At 71.6% G+C, this 22,251-nt stretch carries 20 protein-coding genes and 2 pseudogenes; 11 read left to right on the plus strand and 11 right to left on the minus strand.

What is annotated here, in order from left to right; all coding sequences use genetic code 11:
- The first annotated feature begins 119 nt into the window (after positions 1–119).
- The 6 genes from ABD198_RS18465 (at position 120) to ABD198_RS18490 (ending at position 5,217) form a co-directional block, all read left to right on the plus strand.
- The gene (locus ABD198_RS18465) at positions 120–1,919 is read left to right on the plus strand and encodes a phosphatidylglycerol lysyltransferase domain-containing protein (protein ID WP_344002829.1); all 1,800 of its coding nucleotides are present in this window, start codon (positions 120–122) and stop codon (positions 1,917–1,919) included.
- Between the two features lie 105 nt (positions 1,920–2,024).
- Positions 2,025–2,939, plus strand: a complete 915-nt coding sequence (gene folP / locus ABD198_RS18470) for a dihydropteroate synthase (RefSeq protein ID WP_344002775.1) — start codon at positions 2,025–2,027, stop codon at positions 2,937–2,939.
- Positions 2,936–3,463, plus strand: coding sequence for a nuclear transport factor 2 family protein (locus ABD198_RS18475; RefSeq protein ID WP_344002777.1), 528 nt, complete (start codon positions 2,936–2,938; stop codon positions 3,461–3,463). Before folP ends, ABD198_RS18475 begins: the two co-directional genes overlap by 4 nt.
- Positions 3,464–3,719: 256 nt before the next feature.
- Positions 3,720–4,079, plus strand: a complete 360-nt coding sequence (folB, locus tag ABD198_RS18480; RefSeq protein WP_344002780.1) for a dihydroneopterin aldolase — start codon at positions 3,720–3,722, stop codon at positions 4,077–4,079.
- Entirely contained in the window at positions 4,076–4,687 is a 612-nt protein-coding gene (gene folK, locus ABD198_RS18485) for a 2-amino-4-hydroxy-6-hydroxymethyldihydropteridine diphosphokinase (RefSeq protein ID WP_344002783.1), read from the plus strand. The genes folB and folK overlap by 4 nt, the downstream gene beginning before the upstream one ends.
- A 41-nt stretch (positions 4,688–4,728) precedes the next feature.
- The gene (locus ABD198_RS18490) at positions 4,729–5,217 is read left to right on the plus strand and encodes a DUF3180 domain-containing protein (RefSeq protein ID WP_344002786.1); all 489 of its coding nucleotides are present in this window, start codon (positions 4,729–4,731) and stop codon (positions 5,215–5,217) included.
- A 69-nt stretch (positions 5,218–5,286) separates the two neighbouring features.
- Here ABD198_RS18490 and folE read toward each other — a convergent pair whose 3' ends face one another.
- The 6 genes from folE to dacB all read right to left on the minus strand — a co-directional run bounded on the left by folE (position 5,287) and on the right by dacB (position 13,001).
- A complete protein-coding gene (folE, locus tag ABD198_RS18495; protein ID WP_344002789.1) occupies positions 5,287–5,892 on the minus strand; it encodes a GTP cyclohydrolase I FolE in 606 nt (201 codons plus the stop codon).
- 141 nt (positions 5,893–6,033) lie between these two features.
- Complete coding sequence (gene ftsH, locus ABD198_RS18500) at positions 6,034–8,073, minus strand: ATP-dependent zinc metalloprotease FtsH (RefSeq protein WP_344002792.1); 2,040 nt, start codon at positions 8,071–8,073, stop codon at positions 6,034–6,036.
- A gap of 189 nt (positions 8,074–8,262) precedes the next feature.
- Entirely contained in the window at positions 8,263–8,823 is a 561-nt protein-coding gene (gene hpt, locus ABD198_RS18505) for a hypoxanthine phosphoribosyltransferase (RefSeq protein ID WP_167993500.1), read from the minus strand.
- A gap of 62 nt (positions 8,824–8,885) precedes the next feature.
- Entirely contained in the window at positions 8,886–10,034 is a 1,149-nt protein-coding gene (tilS, locus tag ABD198_RS18510) for a tRNA lysidine(34) synthetase TilS (RefSeq protein WP_425580504.1), read from the minus strand.
- Between the two features lie 169 nt (positions 10,035–10,203).
- Positions 10,204–11,337 carry a zinc-dependent metalloprotease gene (locus ABD198_RS18520; RefSeq protein WP_344002794.1) on the minus strand — a complete coding sequence of 378 codons (1,134 nt, stop codon included), beginning with the start codon at positions 11,335–11,337 and terminating at the stop codon, positions 10,204–10,206.
- Between the two features lie 86 nt (positions 11,338–11,423).
- Complete coding sequence (dacB, locus tag ABD198_RS18525; RefSeq protein ID WP_344002797.1) at positions 11,424–13,001, minus strand: D-alanyl-D-alanine carboxypeptidase/D-alanyl-D-alanine endopeptidase; 1,578 nt, start codon at positions 12,999–13,001, stop codon at positions 11,424–11,426.
- Positions 13,002–13,080: 79 nt separating this feature from the next.
- Between dacB and ABD198_RS18530 the strand changes: the two genes are divergently transcribed.
- A complete protein-coding gene (locus ABD198_RS18530; protein ID WP_344002800.1) occupies positions 13,081–13,575 on the plus strand; it encodes an inorganic diphosphatase in 495 nt (164 codons plus the stop codon).
- A 171-nt stretch (positions 13,576–13,746) separates the two neighbouring features.
- Entirely contained in the window at positions 13,747–15,450 is a 1,704-nt protein-coding gene (locus ABD198_RS18535) for a threonine/serine exporter family protein (protein ID WP_344002802.1), read from the plus strand.
- A 117-nt stretch (positions 15,451–15,567) separates the two neighbouring features.
- Here ABD198_RS18535 and ABD198_RS18540 read toward each other — a convergent pair whose 3' ends face one another.
- Positions 15,568–16,416 (minus strand): DedA family protein, encoded by an 849-nt coding sequence (locus ABD198_RS18540; RefSeq protein WP_344002804.1) that lies wholly within the window; start codon positions 16,414–16,416, stop codon positions 15,568–15,570.
- Positions 16,417–16,550: 134 nt separating this feature from the next.
- On the opposite strand from ABD198_RS18540, the gene ABD198_RS18545 reads away from it, so the two are divergent.
- Positions 16,551–16,916, plus strand: coding sequence for a YbjQ family protein (locus ABD198_RS18545; RefSeq protein WP_344002807.1), 366 nt, complete (start codon positions 16,551–16,553; stop codon positions 16,914–16,916).
- A gap of 15 nt (positions 16,917–16,931) precedes the next feature.
- On the opposite strand, the gene ABD198_RS18550 is transcribed toward ABD198_RS18545, so the two are convergent.
- Complete coding sequence (locus ABD198_RS18550) at positions 16,932–17,693, minus strand: MerR family transcriptional regulator (RefSeq protein WP_344002809.1); 762 nt, start codon at positions 17,691–17,693, stop codon at positions 16,932–16,934.
- A 155-nt stretch (positions 17,694–17,848) separates the two neighbouring features.
- Here ABD198_RS18550 and ABD198_RS18555 point away from each other — a divergent pair, with 155 nt between their 5' ends.
- Both ABD198_RS18555 and gad read left to right on the plus strand, forming a co-directional pair.
- The gene (locus ABD198_RS18555; RefSeq protein WP_344002812.1) at positions 17,849–19,135 is read left to right on the plus strand and encodes an ion channel protein; all 1,287 of its coding nucleotides are present in this window, start codon (positions 17,849–17,851) and stop codon (positions 19,133–19,135) included.
- A 44-nt stretch (positions 19,136–19,179) separates the two neighbouring features.
- Complete coding sequence (gad, locus tag ABD198_RS18560; RefSeq protein WP_344002814.1) at positions 19,180–20,589, plus strand: glutamate decarboxylase; 1,410 nt, start codon at positions 19,180–19,182, stop codon at positions 20,587–20,589.
- 58 nt (positions 20,590–20,647) lie between these two features.
- Here gad and ABD198_RS18565 read toward each other — a convergent pair.
- The 3 genes and pseudogenes from ABD198_RS18565 to ABD198_RS18575 all read right to left on the minus strand — a co-directional run.
- Positions 20,648–21,175 (minus strand): annotated as a pseudogene (locus ABD198_RS18565) (ABC transporter permease); the annotation flags it as partial.
- A 21-nt stretch (positions 21,176–21,196) separates the two neighbouring features.
- Entirely contained in the window at positions 21,197–21,838 is a 642-nt protein-coding gene (locus ABD198_RS18570) for a PadR family transcriptional regulator (RefSeq protein WP_344002817.1), read from the minus strand.
- Between the two features lie 25 nt (positions 21,839–21,863).
- A pseudogene (locus tag ABD198_RS18575) lies at positions 21,864–22,172 on the minus strand (mycothiol transferase); the annotation flags it as partial.
- Positions 22,173–22,251: the final 79 nt, after the last annotated feature.

Here is a 22,251-nt window from a genome sequence, read left to right on the forward strand (position 1 = left end):
TCCATGATCTCTCGCGGAACTACAGGATTGCGATGTCTGTCAGGACAGATGAGGAAATGCCGGGCCGGGTTCCGAAGCCCGTAGCCCGTGCGCCCCGGCGCGTACGGGACGGCGGCGTGCTGCGTCGCGCGCGCCGGCTGCTGCGCGGGCCACGCCCCGAGTCCGTGCCTCTTCTGGTCGGCCGGGCCTGCGCCCTGGTGGGCCTGCTGGACATCGCCGCGGGCATCTTCCCGCGTTTCCGGCACAGCCGTATGCACGACCTCGCCGAGGTTCTGCCGGGGGCGTTCGGGTCCTTCGCGGCGGCGCTCTCGCTGAGCGCCGGCGTCCTGCTGCTGCTCCTCGCGCACGGGCTGAAGCGGGGCAAGCGGCGGGCCTGGCGGGCCGCGGTCGCCCTGCTCCCGGCGGGCGCGGTGGCCCAGTTCAGCTACCGGCACTCGGTGCTGGGCGTGCTGATCCCGCTGGTGCTGCTCGCCCTGCTGCTGCGCCACCGCGACCAGTTCGCCGCACTGCCCGACCCGCGCAGCAGATGGCGGGCGCTGGCCAACTTCGTACTCATGGGCGCCGGTTCGCTGCTGCTGGGCCTGGTGATCGTCAACGCCCAGCCGGGGCAGCTGATCGGCGACCCGAGCCTGGCCGACCGGCTGACCCACGTGGTGTACGGGCTGTTCGGGGTTGAGGGGCCGGTCGACTACCGGGGCCACACCTCCTGGACCGTCGCCTTCTGTCTCGGCGCCCTCGGCTGGATCACCGCCGTCACCACCATCTACCTGGCGTTCCGTCCCGAACACCCGGCCGCCCGGCTCACCGAGGAGGACGAGGCCCGGCTGCGCGCGCTGCTCGCCGAGCACGGCGGGCGCGACTCCCTCGGGCACTTCGCGCTGCGCCGCGACAAGGCCGTGGTGTTCTCCCCCAGCGGCAAGGCGGCGGTGACCTACCGCGTGGTGTCCGGGGTGATGCTCGCCAGCGGTGACCCCATCGGCGACGTCGAGGCCTGGCCCGGTGCCATCGAGCGCTTCATGGACGAGGCCAGGGCGCACTCCTGGACCCCGGCCGTCATGGGCTGCTCCGAGACCGGCGGCCATGTGTGGACCCGCGAGACCGGCCTCGACGCCCTGGAGATCGGCGACGAGGCGGTGGTCGACGTCAAGGATTTCTCGCTCGCCGGCCGCGCGATGCGCAACGTCCGCCAGATGGTCAAGCGCATCGAGCGCGCCGGTTACGAGACCCGGGTACGGCGTGTCCGTGACCTCGGCGAGGCCGAACTGGACCGCATCCGCCGCGCCGCCGACGACTGGCGCGGCACCGAGACCGAGCGCGGCTTCTCCATGGCGCTGGGCCGGGTCGGCGACCCGGCCGACGGCGACTGCCTGATCGCCACAGCGCACAAGGCCGACGCCGAGCCGGGCGAGTACGGCGATCTGAAGGCGATCCTGCACTTCGTGCCGTGGGGCGGGGACGGCGTCTCCCTGGACCTGATGCGCCGCGACCGCTCGGCCGACCCGGGCATGAACGAACTGCTCATCGTGGCCGCGCTGCGGGCCGCGCCGGCCTTCGGCATCGAGCGGGTCTCGCTCAACTTCGCGATGTTCCGCTCGGCGCTGGCGCGCGGCGAGAAGATCGGCGCGGGCCCGGTGCTGCGGGCCTGGCGGGGGCTGCTGCTGTTCCTGTCGCGCTGGTTCCAGATCGAGTCGCTGTACAAGTTCAACGCCAAGTTCCGGCCCCGCTGGGAGCCCCGCTTCGTGGTCTACCGGGCCTCGGCGGACCTGCCCCGCATCGGCTTCGCCGCGATGCAGGCAGAAGGTTTCCTCAATCCGGCCGTGCCGCTGCCGCGCTTCCTGCGCCGCCGCACCCCGGCCCGCCGCCCCTGCGCGCACATGCTGGACCGCGGCCCGTCGGAAGGTACGGTCCGCGCCGCCTGATCCCGGGCGGGGAGGCCGGGGCGGGGTTGAGGGGGGTGCCTGCACGGGGAGCCACCGGCCGGGGCGCGGCGCTGCACTGCCGCCGCCTGGGCCTACGCTGAACATATGAGCAATCACAGCGGACGCCCTCACGTCGCGGGCCTTCCTCACTGGGACCGGTGCGCGGTCATGGGAGTCGTGAATGTCACCCCCGACTCCTTCTCCGACGGCGGCCGCTGGTTCGACACGTCGAACGCCGTCAAGCACGGCCTGGATCTGATCGCCCAGGGCGCGGATCTGGTGGACGTCGGCGGAGAGTCCACCCGGCCCGGCGCGACCCGCGTCGACGAGGCCGAGGAGCTCAAGCGCGTCATCCCGGTCGTCCGGGGCCTCGCCTCCGAGGGCGTCACGATCTCCGTCGACACCATGCGGGCCTCCGTCGCCGAGCAGGCCCTCGCGGCCGGTGCCGTCCTGGTCAACGACGTCAGCGGCGGCCTCGCCGACCCCGGCATGATCCGCGTCGTCGCCGACGCGGGCGCCCCCTTCGTCGTCATGCACTGGCGCGGCTTCCTGGAAGGCGGCAACATCCGGGGGGTCTACGACGACGTCGTCACCGAGGTCGTCGACGAGCTGCGGGCGCGGGTGGACGCCGTGCTGGAGGGCGGGATCGCCGAGGACCGCCTGATCGTCGACCCCGGTCTGGGCTTCTCCAAGGAGGCCGAGCACGACCTGGCGCTGCTCGCCCGCATCGACCGTCTGCTGGCGCTCGGCCACCCGCTGCTGGTCGCCGCCTCCCGCAAGCGGTTCCTCGGCCGGGTCCTGGTCGGCCCGGACGGCACACCGCCCCCCGCACGGGAGCGCGACGCGGCCACCGCCGCCGTCTCCGCCCTGGCCGCGCAGGCCGGCGCCTGGGCCGTCCGGGTGCACGAGGTCCGCGCCACGGCCGACGCCGTACGCGTCGCCCACGCCATCGAACAGGCGCGCACCACGGCCTCCACGGCCTCCGCGCCCGGCGCGCACGGCGCGGAAGGAGCCCGGTGAGCGCCCCCCACACCGACGTCGAGCAGGTCGAGGCCGCCAACAGGGCCTACTACGAGGCACTCGAACGGGGCGACTTCGAGGAGGTCGCCTCGCTCTGGCTCACCCCGGCCGACCTCGGTGTCGACGAGAGCCACCACGACCCCGCCGAGGCCGGCGTCGTCTCCTGTGTGCACCCCGGCTGGCCGGTGCTCACCGGCCGCGGCGAGGTCCTGCGCTCCTACGCGGTGATCATGGCGAGCACCGACTACATCCAGTTCTTCCTCACCGACGTCCATGTCTCGGTCACCGGCGACACCGCCGTGGTGACCTGCACGGAGAACATCCTCAGCGGCGGCCCCGCCCCCGAGGAGGGCGAGGAGCTCGGCCCGCTGGTCGGCCAGCTGGTGGTGGCCACCAATGTGTTCCGGCGCACACCGGCCGGCTGGAGGCTGTGGTCCCACCACGCCTCCCCGGTGCTCGCCGAGTCCGACGAGGACGACGAGACGCCGCCCGACGACACTCCCGTCGACGACGGCCCCGCCTGAGCCCGCCCGGCCTCCCCGTTTGTGCGGTCGCGCACGTGGTTGGAATCACGCAGCGGCGGGTAGGCGCTGCTTCCGCGCCGTGAGCACCCGGCCTCTCCAGGGCAAACGCGGGATGAATCCTCGCGGCACAGCTCCCGGCCCGCGTCCCCGGTGGCCCGGTGACGTCGGTGCCCGCAGGTAGATTCGACAGAAGGCCGTGGTGTGCCGCCCGCACGCGGTACACCCGGCCGGACCGACGACTGCAGGAGTGATTCGCGTGGATCGTGTCGCGCTGCGCGGCCTGAGGGCCCGTGGGCACCACGGTGTGCTGCCCAAGGAACGCGAGGATGGCCAGACCTTCATCGTTGACCTGGTCCTCGGCCTCGACACCCGCCCGGCCGCGGCCGACGACGACCTGACGAAGACCGTGCACTACGGCGTCGTGGCCGAGGAGGTCGTGGCCGTCGTGCAGGGCGAGCCCGTCAACCTCATCGAGACGCTCGCCGAGCGCATCGCCGAGGTCTGTCTGAAGCACGACGCGGTTCGGGAGGTCGAGGTCTGCGTCCACAAGCCGGACGCCCCGATCACCGTTCCGTTCGACGACGTGACCGTCACCATCACCCGGAGCCGCGTATGACCAGGCCGTTCACTCAGGGGCCCACCGACCCGACCGTTCAGCCCGTGCCCGCCTCCGTGGTCGAGCGGGTCGACGCCGCCGACTCCACGCTGCAGAACCCCAAACGCGCGGTGGTCTCCCTCGGCGCCAACCTCGGCAACCGCCTGGAGACCCTCCAGGGGGCCGTGGACGCCCTGGAGGACACCCCCGGCATCCGCGTCAAGGCCGTCTCGCCCGTCTACGAGACGGAGCCGTGGGGCGTCGAGCCCGGCAGCCAGCCGTCGTACTTCAACGCGGTCGCGGTGCTGAAGACCACCCTGCCGCCCTCCTCCCTGCTGGAGCGGGCGCAGGCGGTCGAGGAGGCCTTCCACCGTGTCCGCGACGAGCGGTGGGGCCCGCGCACCCTGGACGTGGACATCGTCTCCTACGCGGAGATGCGCTCCGACGACCCGCAGCTCACGCTCCCCCACCCCCGCGCGCACGAGCGCGCCTTCGTCCTCGCGCCCTGGCACGACGTCGACCCCGAGGCCGAGCTGCCCGGCCGCGGCCCGGTCGCCGCGCTGCTGGACGAGGTCACCCGCCAGGGCGTCACACAGCGCCCGGACCTGGAACTCCGGCTGCCCGAGTAGCCGTTAAGGTCGAGACGACCGACAGCCGGGGAAGGGACACCGTGAGACAGCTGCGCATCCGGGTGCTGGCCGGCGTTTTCGTCGTCGCCGGGATCCTGTCCTGGGCGGGCGCCCGCCTGTGGAACTCCTTCGGGACCCTGCCGAGCGTCCCCGTGGCCGCCCCGATCGTGCTCGGCCTGATCGCCACGGTCCTCACGGCCACGGCCCTTTCCCTGCGCGCCCGGCTCAAGGCCCAGCGCGAGCGGCGCCCCGACGCCAAGGGCGTCGACCCCCTGATGGCGGCCCGAGCGGTGGTCTTCGGCCAGGCCAGCGCCCTGGTCGCCGCCCTCGTGGCCGGCATGTACGGCGGCGTCTGCGCCTACCTGCTCGAGTCCCTGGAGGTCCCGGCCCGCCGCGACCAGGCCATCTACGCCGGCTTCTCCGTCGTCGCGGGCATCGGGATCATAGCGGCGGGCATCTTCCTCGAGCGCGTCTGCAAACTCCCCGACGACGAGGACGACGACACCAAGGGCGCCGCCCCGGCGGCCTGAGATCCAGTCAGCACGGCCCGTGGGGGCCACGGAGGGCTCCCACGGACGGATCCTCAGAGCCTCAACGGCTCAGCGGGCCATGATCAGGCTCATCGCCTCGTTGCGGGTCGCCGCGTCGCGGAGCTGGCCGCGTACGGCGGAGGTGAGGGTCTTGGCGCCGGGCTTGCGGATGCCGCGCATGGACATGCACATGTGTTCGCACTCGACGACCACGATCACGCCGCGCGGCTCCAGGATCTCCATCAGGGAGTCGGCGATCTGCGTGGTGAGGCGTTCCTGCACCTGGGGACGGCGGGCGAAGACGTCCACCAGCCGGGCCAGCTTGGACAGCCCGGTGATCTTGCCGCTGGTCGAGGGGATGTAGCCGACGTGCGCCACGCCCCGGAAGGGCACCAGGTGGTGCTCGCAGGTCGAGTAGACCTCGATGTCCTTCACCAGCACCATCTCGTCGTGCCCGAGGTCGAAGGTGGTGGTCAGCACATCCTCGGGCTTCTGCCACAGGCCCGCGAATATCTCCTTGTACGCCCGGGCCACCCGTGCCGGCGTCTCCTGCAGGCCCTCCCGGTCCGGGTCCTCGCCGACCGCGATCAGAAGTTCGCGTACGGCCCTCTCCGCCCGCTTCTCGTCGAACTCGCCGATCGGGACCTGGCCGTCCAGCGTCACGGGGTCGGTCATGTGGAGCCTCGTTCCTTGCCTGCGCGCGTGCCCGGGGCACGCATATCGACTGCGGTGACGCAAATACCGCGCCCCCCAGGCTAGAACCTGGGGGGCGCGGCATACATTCCGGGCCTGGCGACTGCCGCCGAGGGGCCGGTGTCAGCTCTCCCGGCGTTCCTCCGGTGCCCGCTCGGGCGTCCCGGTGGTGTCCGCCGCGGTGCTCTTGACGGTGCTGATCGCCTGCGGCGCGCCGTTCGCCCCGTTGGTCAGGGCCAGCTCCTTCGGGGAGAGGACCGGCGGGCGGGTGGACGGCGTGCGGCGGGAGGAGCCGGTCCAGGCGGGCCTGGGCGGCCGCTTGACGACGGGCGCGAAGATCTCGGCGATCTCCTCCTTGCCCAGCGTCTCCTTCTCCAGGAGGGCGAGCACGAGGTTGTCGAGGACGTCACGGTTCTCGACGAGGATCTCCCACGCCTCGTTGTGCGCGCTCTCGATGAGCTTCTTGACCTCTTCGTCGACCAGCGCGGCGACCTCTTCCGAGTAGTCGCGCTGGTGAGCCATCTCACGTCCGAGGAACGGCTCGGAGTGGTCGCCGCCGAACTTGATCGCGCCGAGCCGCTCGGTCATGCCGTACTGGGTGACCATCGCGCGGGCCAGGTTGGTGGCCTTCTCGATGTCGTTGGCGGCACCCGTGGTCGGGTCGTGGAAGACCAGCTCCTCGGCCGCCCGACCGCCCAGCATGTAGGCGAGCTGGTCGAGCATCTCGTTGCGGGTGGTCGAGTACTTGTCCTCGTCCGGCAGGACCATCGTGTAGCCGAGGGCGCGGCCTCTGGACAGGATGGTGATCTTGTGGACCGGGTCGGAGTTGGGCAAGGCCGCCGCGACCAGGGCGTGTCCGCCCTCGTGGTACGCGGTGATCTTCTTCTCCTTGTCCGACATGATCCGGCTCCGCTTCTGCGGGCCCGCGACCACGCGGTCGATCGCCTCGTCCAGCACCTTGTTGTCGATGAGCTTCTTGTCGCTGCGCGCGGTGAGCAGCGCGGCCTCGTTCAGCACATTGGCCAGGTCCGCGCCGGTCATGCCGGGGGTGCGGCGGGCGACGGCCGCCAGGTCGACGTCGGGGGCGACCGGCTTGCCCTTCTGGTGGACCTTGAGGATCTCCAGACGGCCCTGCATGTCGGGGCGGTCCACGGCGATCTGCCGGTCGAAGCGGCCGGGGCGCAGGAGGGCCGGGTCCAGGATGTCGGGCCGGTTGGTGGCGGCGATCAGGATGACGCCGCCCTTGACGTCGAAGCCGTCCATCTCGACGAGCAGCTGGTTCAGGGTCTGCTCGCGCTCGTCGTGACCGCCGCCGAGGCCGGCGCCGCGGTGGCGGCCGACCGCGTCGATCTCGTCGACGAAGACGATGGCGGGGGCGTTGGCCTTGGCCTGCTCGAACAGGTCACGGACACGGGAGGCACCGACACCGACGAACATCTCGACGAAGTCGGAACCGGAGATCGAGTAGAAGGGCACACCGGCCTCGCCCGCGACGGCCCGCGCGAGCAGGGTCTTGCCGGTGCCGGGCGGGCCGTAGAGCAGCACGCCCTTGGGGATCTTGGCGCCGACGGCCTGGAACTTGGCCGGTTCCTGCAGGAACTCCTTGATCTCCTGGAGCTCCTCGACGGCCTCGTCCGAGCCCGCCACGTCGGCGAACGTCGTCTTCGGCGTGTCCTTGGTGATGAGCTTCGCCTTGGACTTGCCGAAGTTCATGACGCGGGAGCCGCCGCCCTGCATCTGGTTCATCAGGAACAGGAAGACGATCACGATCAGAACGAACGGAAGCAGCGACAGCAGAATGCTCACGAAGGGGTTCTGCTTGGACGGCGAGACCGTGTAGCCGTCGGGGATCTGCTTGTTCTCGAACTTGTTCTGAAGCGTGCTGGCGATGGTGACGCCCTGGTCACCGATGTAGCTCGCCTGGATCTTCGAGCTGCCCTCGACCGTTTGACCGTCCTTGAGCGAGACCTTGATGATCTGCTCGTCGCCGGTGGTCAGCTTGGCCGACTCGATCTTGTTCTCATTGATCGCCTGGACGACCTGGCCCGTGTCCACCGTCTTGTAGCCGCCGGACGAGCCGACGACCTGCATCAACACGACCACGGCAAGGACGGCCAGCACGATCCACATGACCGGCCCACGGAAGTATCGCTTCACGTCCATCCATACGGAGCGGTGCCGCCCCGTCCCTCCTGCCATAGTGAGTTTGATAAAGGCTGTTCCTCGGACGGTACCCCAGCATTGTCCCCCGAAGCTGCACGGGACGGCTGGCAATCGCGTCTACGCATGCTCCAACGGCGCGGAGCCCGCCGGGGTTCCCGATCACCGTCCGGGCGAATGGGCCCTTCGGGCTCAGCCGCCGTAGACGTGAGGCGCGAGCGTACCGACGAACGGGAGATTGCGGTACTTCTCGGCGTAGTCCAGGCCGTAGCCGACGACGAATTCGTTGGGGATGTCGAAACCGACCCATTCCACGTCGATGGCGACCTTCGCGGCCTCGGGCTTGCGCAGCAGCGTGCACACCTTCAGGGAGGCGGGCTCGCGCGAGCCGAGGTTGGAGATCAGCCAGGACAGGGTCAGACCGGAGTCGATGATGTCCTCGACGATGAGGACGTGCTTGCCCTTGATGTCGGTGTCGAGGTCCTTGAGGATCCGCACCACACCGGAGGACTGGGTGCCCGCCCCGTACGAGGATACGGCCATCCAGTCCATCGTGACGGGGGTGGACAGCGCCCGAGCGAGGTCGGCCATGACCATCACCGCGCCCTTGAGCACACCGACGATCAGCAGATCCTTGCCCGCGTAATCCGCGTCGATCTTGGCAGCCAGCTCGGCCAGCTTCGCGTCGATCTCTTCCTTGGTGATGAGCACCTTCTCGAGGTCGGCACCCATGTCTTTCGCGTCCACCCGCATCACTTTCGGTCGTCCCACCGGCTGCCGGGCCCCGCCGCCTCCGTCGCCGAGGGGGCACCGTTTCAGCCTTGCCGAATCACCAGTCTGCCACCCTGCCGCCGGGCGACGACTTTGCCGGGGAGATTGATGGCCCCCTGGCCGCGCCAGCCGGTGATCAGCCGGTCGACCTCCTCGATGTGCCGGGCGAACAGCGAACCGGCCGGTGCGCCCGCCTCGATGGCGGCGCGGCGCAGCACGCGGCGGCGCACGGCGGGCGGCAGGGCGTGGAGCCCGGCGCACTCCAGGCCGCCGTCGGCGTCGCGGACGCCGGCCTCGGCGCGGGAGGCCCAGGCGTCGAGGGCGTCGGCGTCGTCGCGGGAGAGCTGGGCGGTGCGGGCGAGGGCCTCGACGACGCCCTTGCCGAGCGCCTTCTCCAGGGCGGGCAGGCCCTCGTGGCGCAGCCGGGAGCGGGTGTAGGACGGGTCGGTGTTGTGCGGGTCGTCCCAGACCGGCAGGGACTGGACCATGCAGGCCTTGCGGGCGGTCTGCCGGTCGAGCTGGAGGAAGGGGCGCCTGTAACGGCCGCCGGCCCCCGAGACCGCGGCCATTCCGGACAGGGAGCGGATGCCGGAGCCGCGGGCGAGGCCCAGCAGGACGGTTTCGGCCTGGTCGTCCCTGGTGTGGCCGAGCAGGACGGCGCGGGCGCCGTGCCGTTCGGCGGCGGCGTCCAGGGCGGCGTAGCGGGCGTCGCGGGCCGCGGCCTCGGGCCCGCCCTCGCGGCCGACGGTCACGGCGACGGACTCGGCCGGGTCGAGACCGAGTTCTCTCATGCGCTGCACGACCTCCGCCGCACGCAGGTCGGAGCCGGGCTGGAGTCCGTGGTCGACGGTGATGCCGCCGGCGCGGACGCCGAGCCGGGGGGCCTCGAAGGCGAGGGCGGAGGCGAGGGCCATGGAGTCGGCGCCGCCGGAGCAGGCCACCAGCACGAGCGGGGCCAAGGAGCGTCCGTGCGGGGTGGCCACCGAGGCCCGGGACGGGGTGCGGCCGCGCCCGCCGGCGCGCTGCTGGTGATGTCCGTGCTGTTCGTGCAGGCCGTGCTGCTGGTGGTGCTCGTGCTGCCCGTGGCGCCCGTGGTGCTCGCCGGGAGCGTGTTCAGCGTGTTCAGCGAGGATGTCGTGGAGTACGCGGCGGACCGCCAGGCGTATCGCCGCGACCGCAGGATGGGGACCCATGTCCGGTTCCCTTCATGAAGTTGTCGGGGGGTGAGCCCGAGGTTCGGTCACGCAGAGTGTGTAGATGGTGACAGAACCGGGCCGTTCCCCGAGCATTGCACGCCTACCCATGGCTCACGGTCCCTCGGACGGGTGATTGGAGGGGACTCCGCATGCCGTCGTGCGGAGCTTATGCCTCCGGTTTGCGGTGCACCCGTGTGATCCAGTCCGCCGGTTTGGAGATCTCCGCCTTGGTGGGGAGCGTGTTGGGCGAGGTCCACACGCGGTTGAAGCCGTCCATGCCGACCGCCTCGACGACCGCGCGGACGAAACGTTCCCCGTCGCGGTACTGGCGCAGCTTGGCGTCCAGGCCCAGCAGCTTGCGCAGCGCCAGGTCCAGGCGGGAGGCGCCCTTGGCGCGGCGCTGCTGGAACTTCTCGCGGATCTCGGCGACGGTCGGCACGACCTCGGGGCCGACGCCGTCCATCACGTAGTCGGCATGGCCCTCCAGCAGGGACATCACGGCGGTGAGGCGGCCGAGGATCTCGCGCTGGGCGGGGGTCTGGACGACCTCCACCAGGGAGCGCCCGCCGTCCTCCTCCTCGCCCTCGGGCCGGCCGCCTGCCAGCGTCTGGGCGGCGTCGCGGATGCGTTCCAGGACGGTCATGGGGTCGACGTCGGTCTCCGCCAGAAACGACTGGATCTCGCCCTCCAGGTGGTCGCGCAGCCAGGGCACGGCAGTGAACTGGGTGCGGTGGGTCTCCTCGTGCAGGCACACCCACAGCCGGAAGTCGTGCGGGTCGACGTCGAGTTCGCGTTCGACGTGGACCACGTTGGGCGCGACGAGCAGCAGCCGGCCGCCGCCGTTCTCCCCGGCGGGCAGGTCGCGGGTGGCGGGGGCGAAGGTCTCGTACTGGCCGAGGACGCGGGAGGCGAGGAAGGACAGCAGCATGCCCAGCTCGACGCCGGTGACCTTGCCGCCCACGGCGCCCAGGACCGCGTTGCCGGGGCCGCTGCCGCGCCGCTGCTGCATCTTGTCGAGCAGCGGCTTGAGCAGTTCACGGAATCCGGCGACGTTGGCGCGTACCCAGCCGGGCCGGTCGACCACCAGCACCGGGGTGTCGCGGGTCTCCTCCGTCCCGAGACGAGTGAAGCCCCGGACGTGACCCTCCGAGGCTTGCGCGTGCCGGCGCAGCTCCGCGACGACGGCCCTGGCCTCGTCGCGGCTCACGTCGGGGCCGGGTCGCATGAGCCGGGTCGCGGTCGCGACCGCGAGGTTCCAGTCGACCATCCCGGAAGAGGCAGCACCACCGATGCTCGTCATGGGTCAACGGTACGTGAGTGCCGGGGAAGCGGGCAGGGCAGCGAGATCCCGCAGGCTGACGGGGCGGGCGGGGGTGCCCGCCCGCGTCACCGGCAGCCGCACCCCGCGAGGGCCGTGGCCGCCTTGTCCAGGGCGTTCTGGGCGGCGCCCCGGTCCGTGCCGGTGCCCAGGAAGGCGAACGCCAGCAGGCGCCCGTCGCGGTCGACGACGGTGCCCGCGAGGGTGTTGACGCCGGTGAGGGTGCCGGTCTTGGCGCGGACCACGCCCCCCGCCCCGTCGGCGTAGCGGCCGCTGAGGGTGCCGGTGAAGCCGGCGACGGGCAGGCCGGTGAGGACGGGGCGCAGCTCGGGGTGGGCGGGGTCGGCGGCCTTGACCAGCAGTGAGGTGAGCAGGTCGGCGGTGAGCCGGTCGCGGCGGTCCAGGCCGCTGCCGTCGCGCAGCACGGCGCCCTTCAGCGGGACCTTCAGCTTCTGCAGCTGGGCGCGCACCGCCGCCGAGGCGCCGGCGAAGTCGGCGCGCTTGCCGGTGGCGATCGCGGTGTGCCGGGCGAGGGCCTCGGCGATGTCGTTGTCGCTGTTGGTCAGCATCCGCTCGACCAGGGCGGAGAGCGGGGGCGAGGAGACCGAGGCGAGGGTGGCGGCCCGGCTGCTGGACTTCGACGGGCCGGGCGGCGAGGTCTGCACGCCGTGCTTGCGCAGCAGCTCGCCGAAGGTGCGGGCGGCGTCGGCGGCCGGGTCGGGGACGCGAGGGGCGGCGCCGCTGCCGGAGTCGTCGGTGCGGGCCTCGTCGGTCATCAGGGGGGTGATCTCGGCGATGTTGGTGTTCTCGCCGATCGGGTGCCGCCGGTCGCCGGGGTAGAGGGTCTCGTCGTAGGAGAGCGTCACCTTGCGCACGCCCCGCTTGGCGAGGGCGGCGGCGGTCCGCTCCGCGAGGTCGCTCAGGCGGGCCGCGCCGGGTGCGGGCTTCTTCCGGGCGGTGAGCGTGGGGTCGCCGCCGCCGACCAGCACGACCTCGTTGGTGTCGGGCTCGTAGGTGGCGCGGGTGGTGAGCCGGTGGTCGGGGCCGAGCGCGGAGAGCGCCGCGGCCGCGGTGACGATCTTGATGGTGGAGGCGGGGGTGAGCGGGGTGCCGGGGGCGGTGCCGTAGAGGCGTCTGCCGGTGGCCACGTCGACGACCGAGGCGGAGTGGCGGCCCAGCGCCGGGGTCTTCAGCAGCGGGTCGAGGACGCCCGCGAGGGCCTTGCCGCGGGGTGCCGACTGGACGGTGGTGGCGGTGCCGCCGAGGCCGGTGAGCACGGAGGGGGCGCTGGGGGGCGTGCGCGTCTCGCGCGGCGTACCCGCTCTGCCCCGGGTGCTGCCGTGATCTGCGCCACGCGCGGCTTCCAGGGCGACGGCCCGGTCCCGCTCGGCCGTACGCTGACCCGAGGAGTCCCAGGGGCCGGAGACGGTCACCACGCCGACGGCCAGGGCCAGTCCGGCGGTGGCGGCGGTCGCGGTGTACAGCCCGGGCTTCGGCCGGGAGCCCCGCCTGACCTGCGGTGATCCGGTGCCGGCAGACCGTCGCAGCGCATCGCCCACGCGCGCGAGCGACGGTCGTACGGCGTCCGCGATCCGCTCGACATGCGGTCTCGCGCCTCGCCAAGGCCTCAGCTCTGGCACGACCACCAGCCCCTTTCGCGATCACACACCTGCGTGAGGGACACTTAATCACCAGAACTATGTGCTGATCATGGAGGAGCCACCGGTGGAGTTCGACGTCACGATCGAGATCCCGAAGGGTTCGCGGAACAAGTACGAGGTGGACCACGAGACGGGTCGGATCCGCCTGGACCGTCGACTCTTCACCTCGACCGCCTACCCGACCGACTACGGCTTCGTCGAGAACACCCTCGGCGAGGACGGTGACCCGCTGGACGCGCTGGTCATCCTGGACGAGCCGACGTTCCCGGGCTGCCTGATCAGGTGCCGCGCGATCGGCATGTTCCGCATGACGGACGAAGCGGGTGGCGACGACAAGCTGCTGTGCGTCCCGTCGACGGACCCGCGCGTGGAGCACCTGCGGGACATCCACCACGTGTCGGAGTTCGACCGCCTGGAGATCCAGCACTTCTTCGAGGTCTACAAGGACCTGGAGCCCGGCAAGTCGGTGGAGGGCGCCAACTGGGTCGGCCGAGCCGACGCCGAGGCCGAGATCGAGCGGTCCTACAAGCGTTTCAAGGAGCAGGGCGGCCACCACTGAGGTCCCGCGCGGCACACGAACCGCGAACCGCGGCACACGAACCGCGAACGGGCCGTACGCCTCGCGCGTGCGGCCCGTTCCGCTGTGCCTGCGCATACTGAGGCTCGACGGGGCAGGGGCCTCTACGGAAACAGGCAGACCGACCCGAGTCGCACAGGGAGCGCAACGCAGGTGACGGACGCGGAGGACCGCAAACCGCTGTCGGACGAGGCGAGGAGTGCCTTCACCCCTCCCCCGGGACTGCCGTCGCCGGTGGAGAGCGAATCGGAGATCACCTCGGAGTTCGCCGTTCCCGAAGGCCTGACCGTGCCCAGGAACGACTCCGGCGACTCCGAGACGACCTCCGAGTTCGCCGTCCCGGACGGCCTGGAGGTGTCCCCGCCGCAGCCCGCCGAGGCGGAGGGCTCGGCGTTCAGCCCGCCGAAGACCTACAGCGCCCGGCACGCCCCGCACGCCTTCACACCTCCCGGCGGGACACCGGTCGTCAGCATCACCCCGGACGTGCCCTGGCAGGACCGGATGCGCACCATGCTGCGCATGCCGGTGGCCGAGCGTCCGGCCCCGGAGAAGGCGGCGCCGAAGCCGGAGGAGGGCGGCCCGGCCGTCCCGCGCGTGCTCGACCTGACGCTGCGTATCGGCGAGCTGCTGCTCGCGGGCGGTGAGGGCGCCGAGGACGTGGAGGCGGCGATGTTCGCCGTGTGCCGCTCCTACGGCCTGGACCGCTGCGAACCGAACGTCACCTTCACCCTGCTGTCCATCTCCTACCAGCCGTCCCTGGTGGACGACCCGGTGACCGCCTCCCGCACGGTGCGCCGCCGGGGCACCGACTACACCCGGCTGGCGGCCGTGTACCAGCTGGTGGACGACCTCAGCGACGACGAGACGCACATCTCCCTGGAGGAGGCCTACCGGCGGCTGGCGGAGATCCGGCGCAACCGGCACCCCTACCCCGGCTGGGTGCTGACGGTGGCGAGCGGAGGGCTGGCGGGCGCGGCCTCGCTGCTGGTGGGCGGCGGTCTGCTGGTGTTCGTCGCCGCCGCGGCCGGCGCGATGCTCGGCGACCGGCTGGCCTGGCTGTGCGCGGGCCGGGGGCTGCCGGAGTTCTACCAGTTCACGGTGGCCGCGATGCCTCCCGCGGCGATAGGCGTGACGCTGACGCTGGCGCACGCGGACGTGAAGGCGTCCGCGGTGATCACCGGTGGGCTGTTCGCGCTGCTGCCCGGGCGGGCGCTGGTCGCGGGCGTGCAGGACGGGCTGACCGGCTACTACATCACCGCCTCGGCGCGTCTGCTGGAGGTCCTGTACTTCTTCGTGGGCATCGTCGCCGGGGTGCTGGTGGTGCTGTACTTCGGCGTGCAGCTGGGCGCCCAGCTCAACCCGGACGAGGCGCTGGTGCTCTCCGAGCGGCCGGTGCTGCAGATCCTCGCGTCGATGCTGCTGTCGCTGACGTTCGCGGTGCTGCTGCAGCAGGAGCGGCACACCGTGCTGATGGTGGCCCTCAACGGCGGGGTCGCCTGGGTGGTGTACGGGGCGATGCGCTACGCCGGCGACCTCTCACCGGTCGCCTCCACGGCCGCGGCGGCCGGGGTGGTCGGGCTGTTCGGGCAGCTGCTGTCGCGGTACCGGTTCGCCTCCGCGCTGCCGTACACCACGGCGGCGATCGGGCCGCTGCTGCCGGGTTCCGCGACGTACTTCGGGCTGCTGGCGATCGCACAGAACGAGGTCGACACCGGGCTGGTGTATCTCTCGCAGGCGGTGGCCCTGGCCATGGCCATCGCGATCGGGGTGAACCTCGGGTCGGAGATCTCCCGGATGCACCTGCGGATCGGGTCGGCGGAGAAGCGCCGCGCGGCCAAACGGACGCGCGGCTTCTAGGACTTCCGGTTCCAGGGCTTCTGGTTCCAGGACTTCCGGTTCCAGCTTCTGGTTCCAGGGCTTCTGGTTCCAGGGCTTCCGCGGGGGCTTTTCGGGCCCGGCGGGCTCCCGGGCCGTCTACAGGCGCGGGTCGTACGTGCGCTGGGGGTCGTACGGCGGCTGCTGAGGGTCGTACGACGGCTGCTGGAGGTCGTAGGGCTGGTGCGGCGGGTCGTACGGCTGCTGGGCGTCGTACGGCTGGTGCGGGTCGATGCGGCGGAGCTGGGTGGTGGGCTCGTCCCGCACCGGGTACGGCGGCTGCGGGTGCTGCTGCTGGGGCTGCTGCGCGGGCCCGGCCTCGGCGGCGCGCTTCTTCTTCCCGCGCTCCCGGAGGTACTCGACGATGATCGGGACCACCGAGAGGAGGACGATCAGGACCAGGATCGCCTCGATGTTGGTCTTGATGAACTCGATCTGGCCGAGCCAGTAGCCGCCGCAGGTGACGCCCGTGCCCCAGGCGATGCCGCCGATCACGTTGTAGGTGAGGAACGTGCGGTACTTCATCCGGCCGGCGCCGGCCACGATCGGGGCGAAGGTGCGCACGATGGGGACGAAGCGGGCCAGGACGATCGCCTTCGGGCCGTACTTCTCCATGAACTCGTGGGCCTTCTCCAGGTTCTCCTGTTTGAAGAGCCTGGAGTTGGGCCGGCTGAAGATTCTCGGGCCGAAGAACTTGCCGATCATGTAGCCCACCTGGTCGCCGAGGACGGCGGCGATCACGATGAGCGTGCAGACCAGCCACAGCGGCTGGCTGATGTAGTTGCCCTCGGCCACGAAGAGGCCGGCCGTGAACAGCAGGGAGTCACCGGGCAGAAAGGCGAAGAGTCCGGACTCCGCGAAGACGATCAGCAGGATGCCGGGAAGGCTGAAGGTCTCGATCAGGTAGTCCGGGCTCAGCCACTCGGGGCCGAGCGCAAGGGTGGTCACGGGGCTGTGGCTCCTGCTGCTTGGGGGACGTGGGCAAGGCTGGCTGCTCAAACTATCAACGCAGCCGCCTCGGCCCGGGTTCCATGGGCGTACCCAGGATGCACCGGGACACGCCATGGGCAAACCTGGGGTCCATGGGCATTGAAGATTACGGCGGTGGACAGGGCCCCGGGGCCGACGTCCTGGTGGTGACGACCAACGACGTTCCCGGCTACCGGGTGCAGCAGGTCGTGGGTGAGGTGTTCGGGCTGACCGTGCGCTCCCGGCACGTCGGCAGCCAGATCGGCGCGGGACTGAAGTCCCTGGTCGGCGGCGAGCTCAAGGGGCTCACCAAGACGCTGGTGGAGACCCGCAACCAGGCCATGGAGCGCCTGGTGGAGCAGGCACGCGCACGCGGCGCCAACGGCGTGCTGGCCTTCCGTTTCGATGTGACGGAGGCCGCCGACGTCGGCACCGAGGTGTGCGCCTACGGGACGGCGGTGGTCCTGGCCCGGGAGTGACGCCCGGGCCAGGGATCACGCGGTGTGCCGGGCGGCGTTGGCGAGGATCGCGTCCCGCATGTAGGCGGCCAGGCCCGGCTTGGCCCGGTCGATGTTCTGCGTGAAGCGCTCGTCGTTGACGTACATCTCACCCAGGCAGGTGTGCATCTCGTGGCTGCACTCGTAGTGGTTGCGGCAGATGCCCTGGCGGTGGTCCTCGGCGGCGTCCATCGCCGCCTCGGAGTCGGCCGGCTCGCCGGCCTCCATCAGGGCGACGAAGCGCCGGGTGAGCTCGTCGGCCTCGCGCTGGATCCGCTTCCAGTCCTCCTTGGTGTAGGAGGCGGCCTTCTGCTGTGACTGGCGGTAGGCCTCGGTGTCGCCCCAGCGTTCGCGCACCTCGTCCTCGTACTGATCGGGGTCGAAGTCGCCGAAGACCTCGAACTTCTCCTCGGGCGTGAGGTTGATGCCCATCTTTCGTGCCTCCATGGCCTGCTCCACGGCCGCCGCCATCTTCTGCAGCTTCTCGATCCGGGCGGTCAGCAGTTCGTGCTGGCGGCGCAGATGCGCGCGCGGGTCCGCGTCCGGGTCGTCGAGCAGGGCGGCGACCTCCTCGAGCGGGAAGCCGAGCTCCCGGTAGAACAGGATCTGCTGCAGCCGGTCGAGGTCGGCGTCGCTGTAGCGCCGGTGCCCCGCATGGCTGCGCTCGCTGGGGACGAGCAGGCCGATGTCGTCGTAGTGGTGCAGGGTGCGCACCGTGACTCCGGCGAAGCCGGCCACCTGTCCGACGGAGTAGCTCACTTCCGCTCCCTTCTCGGTACGCACTTCACGATGAGTCCTCACGCCACGTGAGGTGCAAGCCCGTTTCCGCCCACGGGTGTCACACCGGTGCCCACGGGTGTCACACCGGCTGCGCCGCGCCCGGAATGCCCTCTTGGTCCGCCTATCGTGAGCGAGTGATCCAGCACAGCGCGCAGCAGGAGCCCTCCCCCGCCCCGGCGGCCCCCGCGCGTGCCCTGCTGCCCACCATCGTCCCCGCCCTGCTCGTCGGCATCGTGGCGAGCCTGGTGCTGCTGGGCGTCGAGGCCGCGGCCGAGCAGCTGGAGCACCTGCTGTGGCGGGACCTGCCGGACGCGCTCGGGGTCGGCAGATACTCCGTGCTGTGGATGTTCGTGGTGCTGCTCGCCACGGCCGTCGCGGTGGGCCTGGTGGTGTGGAAGGTCCCCGGGCACGCCGGTCCCGACCCGGCGACGACGGGGCTTGACGCGCCCGTGCTGCCTCCGGCGGTGCTGCCGGGGCTGGTGCTGGCCACCGGTCTGATGCTGGCGGGCGGCCCGAGCCTGGGCCCGGAGAACCCGATCATCGCGGTGAATGTCTCGCTGGCGGTCTGGCTGGGCATGAGGGCCTTCCCCAAGGCCCCGGAGAAGGGCTGGGTGGCGCTGGCGGAGGCGGCGACCATCGGGGCCCTGTTCGGCACACCGGTGGCCGCCGCGCTGATCATCTCCGAGGCGCTGGCCGGGCAGCGGATCAAGGGGCAGCTCTGGGACAGCCTCTTCGCACCGCTGCTCGCCGCGGCGGCCGGGGCGATCACCGTCACCCTGGTGGCCCAGCCCGTCTTCGACCTGGGCCTGCCCGCGTTCGGCCACCCGGGCTGGACCGACCTGCTCGCCGCCGTGACCGTCGCCCTGGCGGGCGCACTGCTCGGCATGGGCGCCGTCTACGCCTTTCCCCACGTCCACGGCGCCTTCCGGCGGCTGCGGCACCCGATGCTGATGCTCCCGGCGGGCGGCGTGGTGCTGGGCGCCCTGGCGGCGCTGGGCGGGCATCTGACCCTCTTCAAGGGGCTCGACGAGATGACGGAGCTCGGGCACGACCCCGGGGGCTGGTCGGCGGGCGAGTTCGCGGTGATGGCGGTGGTGAAGGTGGCCGCCATGGTGGTCGCCGCCTGCTGCGGCTTCCGGGGCGGGCGGATCTTCCCTGCCGTGTTCGCCGGCACCGCGCTCGGGCTGTGCGCCCACGCCCTGGTGCCCGAGGTGCATCCGGCGGTGGGGGTGGCGGCGGCGGTGCTCGGGATGCTGCTGGCGATCACCCGGCAGGGCTGGCTGAGCCTCTTCGTCGCCGCCGTACTGGTCACCTCGCCCGGCGTCATCACGCTGCTGGTGCTCGCCTCGCTGCCGGCCTGGCTGCTGGTGACCGGGCGCCCGCAGATGCAGCTCGGCCCGGACGCACGGGCGGTGCGCTGACCGTGCCGGCCCTCCCGGGCCGCCCAACAACTTACGGAGGACCCATGCCGCTCATCCAGGGCCCGAAGGACCACGAGCGTCCCCTGTCCGTCAATCCCTTCCTGGGAGCCGCCAACCCGGTGGGCGACATGACCGGGGCGCCGCCCAAGCACCGGCTGCCCGAGGGGCCCATGGCGCCCTCGACGGCGTATCAGCTGGTGCACGACGAGCTGATGCTGGACGGCAACGCCCGGCTGAACCTGGCCACCTTCGTCACCACCTGGATGGAGCCGGAGGCCGGGGTGCTGATGATGGAGTGCCGGGACAAGAACATGATCGACAAGGACGAGTACCCGCGCACCGCCGAGCTGGAGCGGCGCTGTGTGGCGATGCTCGCCGACCTGTGGCACGCACCCGACCCGTCGGCGGCCGTGGGCTGTTCGACGACCGGCTCCAGCGAGGCGTGCATGCTCGCCGGGATGGCGCTCAAACGGCGCTGGGCGCTGCGCAACGCCGACCGGTATCCCTCGAAGGACGCCCGGCCGAATCTCGTCATGGGCATCAATGTGCAGGTCTGCTGGGAGAAGTTCTGCAACTTCTGGGAGGTCGACGCCCGTCAGGTGCCCATGGAGGGCGAGCGGTTCCACCTCGACCCGCAGGCCGCCGCCGAGCTGTGCGACGAGAACACCATCGGGGTCGTCGGCATCCTGGGCTCCACCTTCGACGGCTCCTACGAGCCGATCGCCGAGCTGTGCGCGGCGCTGGACGCGCTGCGGGAGCGCACCGGGCTCGACATCCCGGTGCATGTCGACGGGGCGTCCGGCGCGATGATCGCGCCGTTCCTCGACGAGGACCTGGTGTGGGACTTCCGGCTGCCGCGGGTGGCGTCGATCAACACCTCGGGGCACAAGTACGGACTGGTCTACCCCGGTGTCGGCTGGGCGCTGTGGCGGACCGCGGAGGCGCTGCCCGAGGAGCTGGTGTTCCGGGTGAACTACCTGGGCGGCGACATGCCGACCTTCGCACTGAACTTCTCCCGGCCGGGAGCCCAGGTGGCGGCCCAGTACTACACGTTCCTGCGGCTGGGCCGGCAGGGTTTCAAGGCCGTGCAGCAGGCCTCCCGGGATGTCGCCCGCTCGCTCGCCGAACGGATCGAGGCGATGGGCGACTTCCGCCTGCTGACCCGGGGCGACCAGCTCCCGGTGCTCGCCTTCACCACCGCCGACGGCGTCACCTCCTACGACGTCTTCGACGTGGCCCGGCGGCTGCGCGAGAACGGCTGGCTGGTGCCCGCCTACACCTTCCCGGCGAACCGTCAGGACCTGTCGGTGCTGCGGCTGGTGTGCCGCAACGGCTTCTCCGAGGACCTGGCCGACCTCTTCGAGGACGACCTGACCCGCCTCCTGCCGGAACTCCGCCGCCAGCCCCGCCCCCTCACCGAGGACAGGGCCGCGGCGACGGGGTTCCATCACTGATCAACTGCGTCCTGCTCGAGGGGCTCAGCCGGGCGGTCCGGTCGGCCGAGCCCCCGGACTACCGGCTGAGCCCGGCGAACCTGCGCACCGCGAGCGGGAAGAACACGGCGAGCAGGGCCGGCGGCCAGGCGACGGCCGCCCACACGTGCCCGGACTCCCGGGCGGGGCCGGGCAGGCCGCGGAGGGCGTCGGCCGTCCGGGAGATCGGGTTCCACTGGACGACCGTGCCCAGCCAGTCGGGCATGGACGTGGGCGCGGCGATGGCGGTGGACAGGAAGCCGAACGGCCGGACCAGGATCTGCACGGCCTGCACCGCCTCCGGCTTCCCCGCCACCAGCGCCAGATGGATGCCGGCCCACAGCATCGCGAACCGCAGCAGCAGGAGCAGCCCCAGGGCGGTGAGGGAAGCCACCGGCCCGCCGTGCGCCCGCCAGCCGAGCAGGGCGGCGACGCCCAGCAGCACCACCAGGCCCAGCACCGACTGGAGCATGTCGGCGGCCGCCCGGCCGACCAGCACGGCACCGCTGGTCATCGGCCTGGGCCGGAAGCGGTCCAGGACGCCCTTGCCGAGGTCCTCTGAACTCGCTGAACTTCGCTGTGCGACCTCTCAGTGCTCGTCGTCCGGATGGCGTTCGCCCGTCGCGTAGGGGTTCTCCTCGCCCTCGGGCAGGATGCCGACGAAGGGCTCGCCCTCGCCGGCGAAGGTGTAGGCGCCGCCGCGGATCCGCTCGATCAGGCCGCGGGTCCAGGCGGCGCCGGTGTCGGCCGAGTGGATCCAGAAGTCCATGATCTCGCCGATGTGCCCGAGCCGGCCGGGCCCGTCCTCCGGGACGTAGTACTCGGTGACCGACTTGCGCCACTCCTCGATCGCCCGCACCCGCTCCTGAAGCAGAGCCAGGGCCTCCGCGCGCTCGAGGTCGACCATGAAGCCGAGGGCGGCGGAGAGCACGTCCGGCTTCTGGTCGTAGGACGTCAGGGACGCCCGCAGCAGCCGGAAGTACTCCTCGGTGCCCTGCTCGGTGATCTCGTACTCGGTGCGCGGAGGCCCGCCGGCCGTGGACGGGGCGACCTCGTGCGCGTGCAGCAGGCCCTGCTTCGCCATCTGCTTCAGGGCGTGGTAGATCGAGCCCGGCTTGGCGTTGGACCACTCGTGCGCGCCCCAGTACTCCAGGTCGTTGCGCACCTGGTAGCCGTGGGCCCGCCCGTGCTGGCGCACCGCGCCCAGCACGAGAAGACGGATCGCTGACATGGGCCCAGCGTAGAGCCCGGGCGGATCAGCCCCGGCCGGCGCCCTGCTCCAGGGCCACCAGCTCGAAGGCGGTCTTTCCGCCCAGCGACTCGCGGATGAGATCGGCGTGGCCGGCGTGCCGGGCGGTCTCGCGGATCAGGTGCAGACACAGCCAGCGCATGGACACGCGTCCCTCGGGCGGGAACCAGGGCTGGTCCGGCAGGGCGAAGGTGTCGTCCAGGCTGGGCACCGAGCGGATGAACGCCTCCGTCTCCGCCGCCGCCTTCTCCCCGTACTGAAGCTGCCCCTCGACGGTCTCGTCGCCGACCAGCCGGAAGCACTCGTCCCAGTTCGACTAGGGTCCGTCTTCAAACGGATCTTGCCCAGAGTAGGAATGACGCGAGCGAGACCGCTGCTTCGTAGGAGGTGGCGGT

This window comes from Streptomyces thermocarboxydovorans (genome assembly GCF_039524635.1).
GTDB lineage: Bacteria > Actinomycetota > Actinomycetes > Streptomycetales > Streptomycetaceae > Streptomyces > Streptomyces thermocarboxydovorans.